This window comes from Serratia sp. GW822-FHT06E05 (assembly GCF_058799445.1).
Genome location: NZ_JBXALM010000008.1, coordinates 155702 through 169398, shown reverse-complemented (window position 1 = coordinate 169398; position 13697 = coordinate 155702). Strand labels below are relative to the sequence as shown.

Sequence of the window (13697 nt, the reverse complement as noted above, 5' to 3'; positions counted from 1 at the left end):
TCCCTACTTTGCAGCGACCTCTGGCGCAGAACCGTTAATAAACAGCGCCATTGACTCAAGATGCCCCGTATGCGGAAACATATCCAACATCCGCACACGTGCAAGACGATAACCGGCGCTCAGCAGCACTTTGCTGTCGCGTGCCAGCGTGGTCGGGTTACAGGAAACATAAACCACCCGCTCTGGCGCCAGTTTAACAATATGTGACATCACTCCGGCCGCGCCCGCACGGGCAGGGTCCAGCATCACTTTATCAAATCCTTGTGCTGCCCAAGGTTGTTGCTCAACGTCCTCTTCCAGATTTTCATGGAAGAAGCTGGCGTTATTCAGCCTATTCTTATGTGCATTATATTGCCCATTCGCTACCAGTGTGGCAACACCTTCTATGCCTACCACCGCAGCGGCGCGTCGCGCCAACGGCAGGGTAAAATTGCCCATGCCGCAGAACAGATCCAATACCCGATCATTGGGTTGAATACTGAGCCATTCAAGGGCCTGGGCCACCATTTGCTGATTTACGTGGTCATTTACCTGAATAAAGTCACGCGGGCTGAAGTCTAAGCGTAGCCCGTCGACCTGATAATACGGCGTTTCACCGCACAGTTTTTCGAGGCTATCGCTGTCCGGCGCCAAATAAATGGTTACGTTTTTTGTCCGCGCAAAAGCCTGCAAGGCCTGGCGGTCATCCTCTTTCAAGGCGTCGAGATGGCGCAGAACCAGTACCGGGCCATTATCTGCCAGCACCAGTTCGACATGCCCGAGTCGTCTGGCGACCTGCAATGCGCTCAGGCAAGATCGCAACGGCGTCAGTAATTGTTCCAGTTCAGGATGCAGCACCGGGCATTGCGTCACCGGCACCAGATCGCTGGACGCCGCCTGGCGAAAGCCCATCACCAGACGCTGCTGTTTGGGCTGCCACAACAGCCCGAGACGGGCGCGACGGCGATAGCCGTATTGTGGACCCGCGATCACCGGCTCCTGCTGCGGCGTAACGCCGGTTTCGCGAGCGATCATTCGCACCAGGGCCGCCGCCTTGCTCTGCTGCTGCAGGCTTTCATCCGCGTGTTGCTGCTGGCAACCGCCGCACACGCCAAAGTGTGGGCAGCGCGGTTCGACACGTTGCGGGCTGCGGCTGAGCAGGCGCTTTAACCTGCCTTTGGCAAACTTGTTTTTTTCTTCCGTGAGTTGGACTTCCGCCTGCTCGCCCGGCAATACCCCGGGGACGAAAATCGCTTTGCCGTTGTGGTGCGCCACGCCCTGACCAAAGGGATCGAGGTTGTCTACCGTCAGTGTTAGCACGGGAGAATTTTGCCGGGTCGTCACGCGACGTTTCGGAGAGTAGAATTGCGCCATATTTGTCGATTGAGTGCTGGTTCATTTAAAGTAGAGATTGTCCGGCAATTCTCCCACATTGGAAACCCATGACCAAATACAGCCTGCGGGCGCGCATGATGATCCTGATTCTGGCCCCAACGCTGTTGATTGGTCTGTTGCTCAGCACTTTCTTCGTAGTGCATCGCTACAATGAATTGCAAGAACAACTGGTTGACGCCGGCGCCAGCATTATCGAACCGTTGGCAGTGGCCAGCGAGTACGGCATGACGTTCCGCAGCCGCGAGTCGGTCAGGCAGTTGGTCAGTCTGTTACACCGCCGTCATTCAGATATTGTGCGTTCAATTACGGTATTTGATGCGCAGAATAATCTGTTTGTCACCTCCAATTACCATCACAACTTTACCCAATTGCAGTTGCCGAAGGGGGTTCCGATCCCCACGGATCTGATGCTGACCCGGCGCGGTGACTCGCTGATCCTGCGCACCCCGATCCTGGCGGAGAGCCAGTACCCGGACCAGGCTGCCAGCAGCGATCTCCAGCAGGACAACCGCCTGGGTTATGTGGCAATCGAGCTGGATCTGCAGTCGGTTCGCCTGCAGCAATACAAAGAGGTCTTCGTTTCCACCCTGCTGCTGCTGTTGTGCATGTGTATCGCCATTCTGTTCGCTTACCGTCTGATGCGCGACGTCACCGGCCCGATCCGCAATATGGTCAATACCGTCGATCGCATCCGCCGCGGTCAGCTCGACAGCCGCGTCGAAGGCTTTATGCTGGGCGAACTGCATATGCTGAAGAACGGCATCAACTCAATGGCGATGTCGCTCACGGCCTACCATGAAGAGATGCAGCAGAACATCGATCAGGCGACCTCCGACCTGCGCGAAACCCTGGAGCAAATGGAGATCCAGAACGTCGAGCTGGATCTGGCGAAAAAACGCGCCCAGGAAGCGGCCCGCATCAAATCCGAATTCCTGGCGAACATGTCGCACGAGCTGCGTACTCCGCTCAACGGCGTGATTGGCTTTACCCGTCAGATGCTGAAAACCGAAATGAGCGTCACCCAAACCGACTACCTGCAAACCATCGAGCGCTCGGCCAACAACTTGCTGACCATCATCAACGACGTGCTGGACTTCTCCAAACTGGAGGCCGGCAAGCTGGTGCTGGAGCATATTCCGTTCTCGCTGCGTGAAACCCTCGACGAGGTCATTGTGCTGTTGGCACCGAGCGCCCACGAAAAAGGGCTGGAGCTGACGCTGGACGTGCACAACGACGTTCCAGAGCAGGTGATCGGCGATTCACTGCGGCTACAGCAGATCATTACCAACCTGCTGGGCAACGCGATCAAGTTTACCGAAACCGGCAACATCGATATCCGTGTCGAACTGCGCGGCCTGCAAGACCGCCAGATTGAGCTGGAAGTACAAATCCACGACACCGGCATCGGCATCTCCGAACGACAGCAATCACAGCTGTTCCAGGCGTTTCGTCAGGCGGACGCCAGTATTTCACGCCGTCACGGCGGCACCGGCCTGGGGCTGGTGATCACCCAGAAGCTGGTGAAAGAAATGGGCGGCGATATCTGCTTCCACAGCCAGTTGAATCGCGGCTCGACCTTCTGGTTCCACATCACGCTCGATCTGCACGAAGGCATGCTGTCGCTGCCGCCAAGTCTGCCGGATCTGCAAGGCAAGACGTTGGGGTATATCGAAGCCAACCCGATGGCAGCACAGGCGACGCTCAATATGCTGAACGTCACCCAACTGGTGATTACCCATTCACCTACGCTGGCCCAACTGCCGAAGAAACATTACGATTTCCTGCTGGTGGGCGTGCCAATCCCCTTCCGCGACAATATGGCCCAGCACGAAAGCAAGCTGCTGGCGGCTTTGAAAGTCGCCGACCGGGTGATTCTGGCGCTGCCTTGCCAGTCGCAAATCAACGCCGAAATGCTTAAACAACAGGGCGCCGCCGGTTGCCTGATCAAGCCAATCATCAGTAATCGCCTGTTCCCGCTGCTGCGCATGGAAACGCCGCCGCGCATCACTGCGCTGCCGGAACGTAAACGCCTGCCGCTAACGGTGCTGGCGGTTGACGATAACCCGGCCAACCTGAAACTGATCGGCACCCTGCTGGCCGAGCAGGTGGAAAAAACCCTGCTGTGTGAAAGCGGGGAAGAAGCGCTGCTGCTGGCGCGCGATAACGTGCTGGATTTGATCCTGATGGATATCCAGATGCCCAATATTGACGGTATTCGAACCAGCGAGCTGATCCGCCAACTGCCGCACCACAATTCAACGCCGATCGTCGCCGTCACCGCCCATGCGGTCAGCGGCGAACGCGAACATTTGCTGCAGGCAGGCATGGACGACTATCTGGCCAAACCGATTGACGAAGCCATGCTGACCCGCGTGTTGGCCCGCTATCACAGCGGCGAACCCGACCCGGTAACGCCGGCACCCGTTTCCGTTAATGAACCGCCGTTGTCGCTCGACTGGGCCCTGGCGCTGCGTCAGGCGGCCAACAAGCCCGATTTGGCCCGTGACCTGTTGCAGATGCTGCTCGACTTCCTGCCACAGGTTAGCGAACGCGTGCAAGCGATGCTCGACGGCACGCCGGACGCCGACATTCTGGATTTGATCCACAAACTGCACGGCAGTTGCAGCTACAGCGGCGTACCGCGTCTGAAACAGCTGTGTTTCTACATTGAACAGCAGTTGCGTCGGGGTGTAAGCAGCGATGATTTGGAGCCGGAATGGCTGGAGCTGCTGGATGAGATTGAGCTGGTCTGCCAAGCCGCGCGCGCTCATTTGGCCTGAAGTAACAGGCAATAAAAAGGCACGCCGTAGCGTGCCTCAGACTGCTGACTTAGCCGCATAAGGGCTAAACCGGTAGGGGTCGAACATGTTCGACCCGATTTAACCCATTGATTATGCTATTAGGCGCAGCATGCAGCGCCCCTACCTTTAAACAACAGAGCACTTTGTCACCAAACTCTGGCACGCCATAGCGTGCCTTTTTGGTAAAAACCTGGGGGTCATTACTGCATCAACAGGTACAGGCTGGTGTCGCCACGCAGGATATTCAGCGCCAGCACCGAAGGTTTGCTGTCGAGGATCTTGCGCAGTTCACCCAGGTTCTGGATCGGCTGTTGGTTAACGCCCAGGATCACGTCACCTTTTTTCAGCCCAATACGGGCGGCAGCGCTGCCGGCTTTAACGCTATCTACCTTCACGCCTTTCTGGTTGCCGACCTGGCCATTGCTCAGTTCGGCACCTTCAATACCGGTGTAAATATTGCCGGACTCAACCTGAGTCTGGGCGCTTTGTTCCAGCGTAACGTCCACGGTAACAGGCTTGCCGTCGCGCAGAATGCCCAACGACATTTTGCTGCCCACCGGCAGAGTGCCGATCTCCGCGCGGAAGGACGCAAAGCTGGAAATCGCTTTACCGTTCATGGTGACAATCACGTCACCGGCCTTGATACCCGCTTTGGCGGCAGAAGACTTCGGCATCACCTGGCTGACGAATGCCCCGCGCTGCGCGTCCACCTTCATCGCTTTCGCCAGTTCAGAGTTCAGTTCGGTACCCATAATGCCCAATTCACCGCGTTTGACCTGACCGTACTCGACCATTTGCGCGGTCAGGTTTTTCACCATGTTGCTCGGGATAGCAAAACCGATACCGATGTTGCCGCCGTCCGGCGCCAGGATCGCGGTGTTAATGCCGATCAGTTCGCCGTTAAGGTTCACCAAGGCGCCACCAGAGTTACCGCGGTTAATCGCCGCATCGGTCTGGATAAAGTTCTCGTAGTTTTCGATATTCAACCCACTGCGGCCCAGTGCAGAAACGATACCGGAAGTGGCTGTTTCACCCAGTCCATAGGGGTTGCCGATCGCGACGGTGTAATCACCGACTCGCAGTTGCTCGGAGTCCGCCATCTTGATCGCCGTCAGGTTCTTAAAGTCTTTCAGTTGGATCAACGCAATATCGGAACGCGGATCCTTGCCGATCACCTTGGCGTCAAATTTGCGACCGTCGCTCAGTTGAACCTGGATTTTGTTGGCGTTATCCACCACGTGGTTGTTGGTGACGACGTAGCCCTTGGCCGCGTCAATCACTACCCCGGCGCCCAGCGCCTGGAATTTTTGCTGCGTGCCCTGATCAGGCGCCCCCGGTTCAGCACCAGCGCCGCCCTGGCACATCGGCGAGCCCTGGAACGGCGAACCATCCTGGCAGAACGGTGAATCCTCACCAAAGAACTGTTGGAACTGCTGCGGCATTTTCGGCGTATTGACCGTGGTGCTGCCTTCAACATTAATACTCACCACGGAAGGCATCACTTTTTCCAGCATCGGTGCCAGGCTTGGCAATTGCTGGGTGCTGGAAGACGCGGTTTCTGCGGCGACGGCCGTCATCGGGCCCATCGCCATACCAATACTGAATGCCAATGCGCTCAGAACTAATGCGGTTTTTTTCATCTGTGTGTCTCTTCTAAAGTCGATCAGAAAGTATTAGGGTCTTTGTGCATAGTGAGAGCCTATTAATAACCCGAAGTTCCGGCGCAGATTATTGGTAATAGTAAACAAATATTGTCCGTCTTTACAAAACTCCAAATAAGCTCTCGGCGCCAAGCACACTGCTTAAAATAATATTTATTAGCGGATTGAATTATTCCGCTGCCATTAATCTGCGGTATTCGTCATAGGCATAAAGATCGGTCATGCCGCTGATATAATCCTGCAGCAAACGCGCACGGAAATAATACTCCCGGATCGCCAATTGCTCGGGCGACAGGTGCTGCAAACCTTCAATCGCTTCGATATACGCCAGGCGATGTTTAGTCGAAAGCTTGTGAAACAGGCGGGTTTCTATCGGATAAGCACGATGACTGTCTTCCTGCACCAGCCGGGTAAAATCCGCCAAAGACATTGCCAGCAACGGGCTGTAGATATCCAGCAGGCCGCTGATCACCCGGTAGCCCTGCAGCTCCAACTGTTCGACTTCAGGATGGTTGAAGACGTGTTTGAAGGCCACATTCTTGAATATTTTCAGCAGTTGGTAAGCCGGGCTGGAATCTTCCAACAGCGCCTGATTAAAGTTTCCCTGGAAAACCGCATCCAGATTATCAATAAAACGCTGCGCCGCATGCGGGACCAAACGCGCCACGGTGAAAACGCGTAAATACATGAAGAATTGATCTTCGGTGCTGCGACGTGCGCCCCCGCGATCGATCTTGCGAAAAGCACTGGCCACGGTTTTATCAAACAGATCGCCCGGCGTTACCTCACCCCACTCCTGAGTTAAATGCTGGTAAAGCTGTTCGACGGTGAAAATGTTTTTTTCCACCGCGTCTTCCAAATCCGCCACGCAGTACGAAATATCATCAGCGGCTTCCATAATATAGGTCAGAGGGAAACGGTCGAACTCACCCATATTCAACTCACGCCGCAACCGATCGACAAATGCCTCTTCCGCCAGATAAAAGCCCGGTTTTTTCATCAGGTAGTTGTGGCTGGCTGGAATATCGCTGGCCCAGTAGGCCGGGCGGGTATATTTCAGGATACAGCCCACCTGTGCATAGGTCAGGTTAAGCTTCAGCAGGGTATACACCAGCCGGATGGCCTGGGCATTCCCTTCGAAGTGGCTGAGATCGTGACGAATGCGGCTGCGCAGGCGGTTAAGATCGCTCTCACCTTCGTGCAGACGCAATACGCTGACCTGGCAGCGATCGTTACTGGCGGGCTCACTGCCGCAGCTGGCAGGATCCAGCCTTTGCGCAAACCAGTCGTTAATTGCCGACTCGCCAAAATGGCCAAAAGGCGGATTACCGATGTCATGCATCAGGCAGGCCATTTCGACAATGCTTTCAAAAGGATCGAGCAGTTTGGTCAGGCCGAGCTCGTCGATCCGCCCTGCCTGTTTGAAACGATTAAGGATCTCTTTGGCGATATGCCGTCCTACCTGTTGCACTTCCATGGAGTGCGTCAGGCGGCTGCGCACCGCGGCATTACGTTCGAGCGGGAACACCTGGGTTTTTTGCTGCAGACGGCGAATGGCGGCGGAATTGACAATACGCCCGCGATCGCTCTCGAACTGCCGCACTATGTCGTATTCTTCTTCGGCTTCAATGGGGTTGCTGAAGGGCCGTTGGAAGCTGATTTTCTGCTTAAAGTCGATCCCGGACATCTGTTTCTCCGCCGTTGCGCCCAGCCCCCGTGATAACAATTCCCGACGGCATATGCAACGCATTATCTCTCTATGAGAGCCATGATAGACTATGGCGCAATTCCCACACCCAATCAGCGAGTGTTATTTATGAAAGTAGGCATCATCGGCGCAATGGAGCAGGAAGTCACCCTGCTGCGCGATCAAATCGAAAACCGTCAGACCATTCAACGCGCGGGCTGTGAAATCTATACCGGCCAGATCGGCGGCGTTGACGTGGCGTTGCTGAAGTCCGGCATCGGTAAGGTTTCTGCGGCCATGGGGACCACCCTGCTGCTGGAACACTGCAAGCCGGACGTGGTGATCAACACCGGTTCTGCCGGTGGCCTGGCCAGCACGCTGAAGGTCGGCGATATCGTGGTGTCCGAAGAAGTGCGTTATCACGATGCCGACGTGACCGCTTTCGGTTACGAACCAGGCCAAATGGCCGGCTGCCCGGCGGCGTTTGTCGCGGACGACGCGCTGATTGCCCTGGCGGAAAGCTGCATCAAGCAACTGGATCTGAACGCCGTACGCGGCCTGATCTGCAGCGGCGATGCCTTCATTAACGGCGCAGAGCCTTTGGCCCGCATTCGCGCGACTTTCCCGAGCGTGGCGGCAGTAGAAATGGAAGCGGCGGCCGTGGGCCACGTTTGCCACCTGTTCGGCACCCCGTTTGTCGTGGTACGCGCAATCTCTGACGTTGCCGACAGTGAATCGCACATGAGCTTCGACGAGTTCCTGGTGGTGGCCGCTCAGCAATCCACGCTGATGGTTAACGCCATGCTGCAGACCCTGGCTAAGCGCGGTTAATGTGACGCGACGCTTTTCAGCCCTGTTGTGGCTGCTGGCATTATGGGTGGCGCTGCCTGTCGGCGCTGCCCAGCGCGTGATCAGCCTGGCACCCAATACCACCGAACTTGCCTATGCCGCCGGCATGGGCGACACGCTGCTGGCGGTGAGCGCCTATTCAGATTATCCGCCAGCAGCCAAGAAACTCGAGCAGGTCGCCTCCTGGCAAGGCATCAATCTGGAGCGGGTACTGGCGCTAAAGCCGGATCTGATCCTCGCCTGGCGCGGTGGCAATCCGCAGCGAGTGCTGGATCAGCTCGCCGCATTCGGCATTCCGATTTTCTATGCCGACGCCACGACTCTGGATGATATCCCCCGCTCGCTGGATCAACTGGCCCAATACAGCCCGCATCCTGAACAGGCGCATCTGGCCGCAGACGCTCTTCGTCAGCAAATTGCCGACCTGAAAAACAAATATCCTCACACTCAGCCAAGACGGGTCCTGCTGCAATTCGGCACCCAGCCCCTGTTCACCACTTCCGGTGCTACCCTGCAAAGCCAGGTGTTGTCGCTGTGCGGTGCGGAAAACATCTTTGCCGACAGCCGCATGCCGTGGCCGCAAATCAGTCGTGAGCAGGTGTTGGCGCGTCAACCCCAGGCCATCGTTATTACCGGTGACCAAAAAGAGATTGCCAGCGTAAAAGCCTTCTGGGCGCCGCAACTGCAGGTACCGGTGATTGCGCTCAATGGCGACTGGTTCAACCGCGCCGGTCCCCGCATCATGCTGGCTGCGCAACAGCTGTGCAGCCAACTGGCGGAGATCCATTAATGCTGGTGTTTTGGCTGGATATCCTGGGCACGGCAGTTTTCGCCATTTCCGGCGTATTGCTGGCGGGCAAGCTGCGGATGGATCCCTTTGGCGTGCTGGTGCTTGGCGTGGTCACTGCGGTCGGGGGCGGCACCATTCGCGACATGGCATTGGCTAACGGGCCGGTATTTTGGGTAAAGGATCCGACCGATCTGGTGGTGGCGATGATCACCTGCGTACTGACGCTGCTGCTGGTGCGCCAGCCGCGCCGCCTGCCTAAGTGGATCTTGCCGGTGCTGGATGCCGTCGGGCTGGCGGTGTTCGTCGGCATCGGGGTAAATAAAGCCTTTGCCGCCGATGCCAGCCCATTAGTGGCAATCTGTATGGGCGTGATCACCGGCGTTGGCGGCGGCATTATCCGCGATGTGCTGGCGCGTGAAATCCCCATGATCCTGCGAACCGAAATTTACGCTACTGCCTGCATTATCGGCGGCATCGTACATGCCACGGCCTTCGCCACTTTCGGTATGCCGCTGCAGCAGGCGATGATGCTTGGCATGGTCATCACGCTAGCCATCAGGCTGGCGGCCATTCGCTGGCACCTGAAACTGCCCGCATTTATCCTCGAGCGCTAATCCCACTCCGCCCGATCCCGGGCGGAGTCTTATCACGCCCCCACTCCCTATAGCAGAATATTCGACCAATTAATAAACAAATGTTATTATTTGCGTCTGAAAAAATCAGGGAAAACAATGTAATAAACTTTTTAAGTTCAAGTTAACCATTCTCCCGTCCTGTTAAATTTTATTAACTTTTTGCCGATAAGCCATTATGTGATTGCTTACGGATGGCTTTGTCCTAATGATGAAAAATATTATCTTATTGTTCAGCGTACTGCTGTGCATCTCTCTCTCTTACGCCGGTACCACCAGCGGCAAAATCGGCGTCAGCCTGACCTTAATGCCTATGTGCAGCGTAGATGTCAGCGACACAGTCCCTCAGGTGAAATGCGGCAATGCGACCGACACCCAACCTAAGGTAACCCGTAGCAGGTTACAAAACGAAAGCGGCAGTGAAACCTACCGAGAATTGGTCACCGTAGAATGGTAGCCATAAAAAAACCCGCAAACCGGTGAGGTTGGCGGGTTTAGTACTGCTGCACGCAGGATCAGACGCTGAAGGAAGATCCACAGCCGCAGGTGGTTTTGGCGTTCGGGTTAGTCACCACGAAGCGCGAGCCTTCCAGGCCTTCGGTATAGTCGACCGAGCCGCCCACAAGATACTGCAGGCTCATCGGGTCAACCACCAGCGCGACGCCCTGCTTCTCGATAGTCATATCACCATCGTTGACCTTGTCGTCAAAAGTGAAGCCGTATTGGAATCCGCTGCAACCGCCACCGGTAATGTAAACCCGCAACTTCAGATTCGGATTTTCTTCATCAGCAATCAGGACTTTAACCTTGCTTGCTGCTGCCTCGGTAAATTGCAGGGGCAGTGCTGTTTCATCACTCATACTCTTTACTCCCAACATTGTTCTGCATCAGGTCGCTACAATGGCGGCCGGATTAATGTTAATGATTATCCAATACCTGAGTGTTGCGTTCAAGTATTCACCGCATTTGTTGTATTTTCTTTACGTGTTTTATCGGCCGCCTCGCTGGCCTGCGACGCTTCCTGCCGTTGTAAGGTGCGGGCTAATATGGAGGAATACAACGGCTTGCCCCCGAGGAACTGCGCCACCAGCGTAGCACCCAGACAGGTAATTATCATTGGCAGGATGAGCTGGTAATTGTCGGTCATCTCCAGCACCAGCACGATCCCGGTCAACGGCGCACGCACCGTGGCAGCAAACAGGGCGCCCATGCCGGCAATAGCGAAGGTGCCAGCTTCGATGCCGTACTCGGGGAACAAATGCCCGCCGGCCAGGCCAAAAGCGGTGCCAAACAGCGTGCCCAACGCCAGCATTGGCGCAAAAATGCCGCCCGGTGCCCCGGAACCGAAACACAACAGCGTGGTGATCACTCGGGTGATAAAAATAAACATCAGCATGCCGACGCTATAGTTGCCCGCTGCGGCGATCGGGATCAGGCCAAAACCGCCGCCAGCGGCTTCGGGCTGGATCAGCCCCAGAATGCCGCAAATACCGCCGAGCAAACCGCCCATCAACAAAATTTTGCGCATTTTTCCGCCGTGCAGGCGAGCGAACATATCCTGAGTGCGGAAGACCAACGCGTTGAACATCACCCCCACCGCACCAAATATTGCCCCCAGCACCAAATACAGCCAAAGGGTATTGATAGGCGCCGAGGAAAGCTTGCCCACCGCAATCACCGAACCTTCCCCGTTGAACAGCTGGAACACCACGCTCGACATGATGACGCCGATAAACACCGCTTTAATCGAAATCAGGTTGTAGCGGAACTGCGGCCGCATCTCTTCAATGATAAACAAAATGCCCGCCAGCGGGGCGTTAAAGGCCGCAGACAGGCCGGCGGCTGCACCGGTTGCCAACAAAGAATGGCGCGCTTCAGCACCGCGCATGCGGAAGATATCCAGCACCATGCGCCCGACGTTGCCGCCCATCTGCACCGTAGGCCCTTCGCGGCCCAGCACCATACCCGCGCCCAAGGTGCCCATACCGCCGATAAATTTTACCGGGATCACCCGCCACCAGCGCACCGGACGCAGCTCTTCCAATGCCCCTTCGATCTCCGGTATGCCCGATCCCCCAGCCTCAGGAGCAAAGCGACGTACCAGGTAATATCCCAACATCGCCAGCGCGGCGGAAAGAATAAAGGCTAGCGGCCAAACCAGGATCCAATAATCGGCGACCTGCGCCAGCGCGGAAAAGCGCTGCTGCTGCACCCAATCTACCGCCTTATCAAAGGCCACCCCGAGCAGCCCCGCCAGGGTGCCCACCAGCGCCGCCATAAACAGGATCGCCACCGGCGTTTTATCCCGACGTAAAAGCTGGCGCACTGCGTCACTGCGTTTTAGACGTGGGGCCTGCGCCACCCGCGGCTGTTGCTGTAATTCAGTCATAATGGGTTATTCATTAATGGAATTAAATGTAATACAAATAGGCTAGTTGATTATTCTAACCCACCCGCTAATCGATCGCCCCTCTAAATAGGTATCTGACTGTGATCGTTTCATATCGACGAACACTTCACTAGAATAGCGCGGTCAAATCATTCAAAAGAGAATCCAGGAGCCGTTCTATGAGCTTAAACAGCAAGTCCGAAAGTCTGTATGCCGAGGCAAAACAGGTAATCCCAGGCGGGGTTAACTCTCCGGTGCGTGCATTCAACGGCGTTGGCGGTGTGCCGCTGTTTATCGAACGGGCGGACGGGGCTTACCTGTTCGACGTCGACGGCAAAGGTTATATCGACTACGTCGGTTCCTGGGGCCCGATGGTGCTGGGACACAACCACCCGGCGATCCGCAATGCGGTCATTGAAGCGGCGCAGCGCGGCCTGAGCTTTGGCGCGCCAACCGAGATGGAAGTTAAAATGGCGGAGCTGGTTACCGAACTGGTGCCGACCATGGACATGGTGCGGATGGTGAACTCGGGAACCGAAGCCACCATGAGCGCCATCCGTCTGGCACGCGGTTACACCAACCGCGACAAAATCATCAAATTTGAAGGCTGCTACCACGGCCACGCCGACTGCCTGCTGGTCAAAGCCGGCTCCGGCGCGCTGACCCTGGGCCAGCCTAACTCCCCGGGCGTACCGGCCGATTTCGCCAAGCATACCCTGACCTGTACCTTTAACGATCTGGATTCGGTGCAGGCCGCATTTGAACAATATCCTTCCGAGATCGCCTGCATCATCGTCGAGCCGGTCGCCGGCAACATGAACTGCGTGCCGCCACTGCCGGAGTTCCTGCCGGGCCTGCGTGCACTGTGCGACAAGTACGGTGCATTGTTGATTATTGACGAAGTCATGACCGGCTTCCGCGTGGCGCTGGCCGGGGCTCAGGCTCATTATGGCGTGGTGCCGGACCTGACCTGTTTGGGTAAAATCATCGGCGGCGGCATGCCTGTCGGTGCCTTTGGGGGCCGTCGTGAAGTGATGGACGCGCTGGCGCCAACCGGGCCGGTCTATCAGGCGGGCACCCTGTCCGGCAACCCGATTGCGATGGCGGCCGGCTACGCCTGTCTGACCGAAGTCTCTCAGGTCGGTATCCACCAGACCCTGACCGAGCTGACCGATATGCTGGCGGCTGGCCTGCTGCACGCGGCTGAAGAAGAAAACATCGCGCTGGTGGTTAACCACGTTGGCGGGATGTTTGGCCTGTTCTTTACCGATGCACCGGCAGTGACCTGCTACCAGGACGTGATGCAGTGCGACGTAGAACGCTTTAAGCGCTTCTTCCACCTGATGCTGGAGGAAGGGGTGTATCTGGCGCCTTCCGCCTTTGAGGCCGGCTTTATGTCCGTTGCGCACAGCAAGGAAGACATTCAGCGTACCATCGATGCCGCGCGTCGCTGCTTCGCCAAACTGTAAGACGCATCAAGCCAATAAAAACGGGCGCCAGGCGCCCGTTTTTAT

Annotated in this window: 11 protein-coding genes; 6 read left to right on the top strand and 5 right to left on the bottom strand. The window is 56.5% G+C overall.

What is annotated here, in order from left to right:
• Positions 1-3: 3 nt before the first annotated feature.
• The gene (gene rlmD, locus AC1RKC_RS18245) at positions 4-1353 is read right to left on the bottom strand and encodes a 23S rRNA (uracil(1939)-C(5))-methyltransferase RlmD (protein ID WP_122077214.1); all 1350 of its coding nucleotides are present in this window, start codon (positions 1351-1353) and stop codon (positions 4-6) included.
• Between the two features lie 68 nt (positions 1354-1421).
• Here rlmD and barA point away from each other — a divergent pair, with 68 nt between their 5' ends.
• Positions 1422-4154, top strand: a complete 2733-nt coding sequence (barA, locus tag AC1RKC_RS18240; protein ID WP_493092670.1) for a two-component sensor histidine kinase BarA — start codon at positions 1422-1424, stop codon at positions 4152-4154.
• 221 nt (positions 4155-4375) lie between these two features.
• Here barA and degP read toward each other — a convergent pair whose 3' ends face one another.
• Complete coding sequence (gene degP / locus AC1RKC_RS18235; RefSeq protein WP_020825236.1) at positions 4376-5815, bottom strand: serine endoprotease DegP; 1440 nt, start codon at positions 5813-5815, stop codon at positions 4376-4378.
• A 190-nt stretch (positions 5816-6005) separates the two neighbouring features.
• The gene (dgt, locus tag AC1RKC_RS18230; RefSeq protein ID WP_020825235.1) at positions 6006-7523 is read right to left on the bottom strand and encodes a dGTPase; all 1518 of its coding nucleotides are present in this window, start codon (positions 7521-7523) and stop codon (positions 6006-6008) included.
• Positions 7524-7652: 129 nt separating this feature from the next.
• Between dgt and mtnN the strand changes: the two genes are divergently transcribed.
• From mtnN to AC1RKC_RS18210, 4 genes are all read left to right on the top strand, one after another.
• On the top strand, positions 7653-8354 hold the full coding sequence (gene mtnN, locus AC1RKC_RS18225; protein ID WP_020825234.1) for a 5'-methylthioadenosine/S-adenosylhomocysteine nucleosidase: 702 nt from the start codon (positions 7653-7655) through the stop codon (positions 8352-8354).
• 1 nt (position 8355) lies between these two features.
• Entirely contained in the window at positions 8356-9162 is an 807-nt protein-coding gene (gene btuF, locus AC1RKC_RS18220; protein ID WP_176984200.1) for a vitamin B12 ABC transporter substrate-binding protein BtuF, read from the top strand.
• Positions 9162-9776, top strand: a complete 615-nt coding sequence (locus AC1RKC_RS18215) for a TRIC cation channel family protein (protein WP_020825232.1) — start codon at positions 9162-9164, stop codon at positions 9774-9776. The genes btuF and AC1RKC_RS18215 overlap by 1 nt, the downstream gene beginning before the upstream one ends.
• 226 nt (positions 9777-10002) lie before the next feature.
• A complete protein-coding gene (locus AC1RKC_RS18210; protein ID WP_048762938.1) occupies positions 10003-10251 on the top strand; it encodes a hypothetical protein in 249 nt (82 codons plus the stop codon).
• Between the two features lie 58 nt (positions 10252-10309).
• On the opposite strand, the gene erpA is transcribed toward AC1RKC_RS18210, so the two are convergent.
• A complete protein-coding gene (erpA, locus tag AC1RKC_RS18205; protein WP_004950184.1) occupies positions 10310-10654 on the bottom strand; it encodes an iron-sulfur cluster insertion protein ErpA in 345 nt (114 codons plus the stop codon).
• A gap of 89 nt (positions 10655-10743) precedes the next feature.
• The gene (gene clcA, locus AC1RKC_RS18200) at positions 10744-12183 is read right to left on the bottom strand and encodes a H(+)/Cl(-) exchange transporter ClcA (RefSeq protein ID WP_493092669.1); all 1440 of its coding nucleotides are present in this window, start codon (positions 12181-12183) and stop codon (positions 10744-10746) included.
• Between the two features lie 179 nt (positions 12184-12362).
• Between clcA and hemL the strand changes: the two genes are divergently transcribed.
• Positions 12363-13652 carry a glutamate-1-semialdehyde 2,1-aminomutase gene (gene hemL, locus AC1RKC_RS18195; protein ID WP_116691284.1) on the top strand — a complete coding sequence of 430 codons (1290 nt, stop codon included), beginning with the start codon at positions 12363-12365 and terminating at the stop codon, positions 13650-13652.
• Positions 13653-13697 lie beyond the last annotated feature (45 nt).

Coding starts and splice junctions, on each gene's coding strand:
- rlmD (WP_122077214.1), bottom strand. CDS start 1,353: ATGGCGCAATTCTACTCTCCGAAACGTCGCGTGACGACCCGGCAAAAT.
- barA (WP_493092670.1), top strand. CDS start 1,422: ATGACCAAATACAGCCTGCGGGCGCGCATGATGATCCTGATTCTGGCC.
- degP (WP_020825236.1), bottom strand. CDS start 5,815: ATGAAAAAAACCGCATTAGTTCTGAGCGCATTGGCATTCAGTATTGGT.
- dgt (WP_020825235.1), bottom strand. CDS start 7,523: ATGTCCGGGATCGACTTTAAGCAGAAAATCAGCTTCCAACGGCCCTTC.
- mtnN (WP_020825234.1), top strand. CDS start 7,653: ATGAAAGTAGGCATCATCGGCGCAATGGAGCAGGAAGTCACCCTGCTG.
- AC1RKC_RS18215 (WP_020825232.1), top strand. CDS start 9,162: ATGCTGGTGTTTTGGCTGGATATCCTGGGCACGGCAGTTTTCGCCATT.
- AC1RKC_RS18210 (WP_048762938.1), top strand. CDS start 10,003: ATGATGAAAAATATTATCTTATTGTTCAGCGTACTGCTGTGCATCTCT.
- erpA (WP_004950184.1), bottom strand. CDS start 10,654: ATGAGTGATGAAACAGCACTGCCCCTGCAATTTACCGAGGCAGCAGCA.
- clcA (WP_493092669.1), bottom strand. CDS start 12,183: ATGACTGAATTACAGCAACAGCCGCGGGTGGCGCAGGCCCCACGTCTA.
- hemL (WP_116691284.1), top strand. CDS start 12,363: ATGAGCTTAAACAGCAAGTCCGAAAGTCTGTATGCCGAGGCAAAACAG.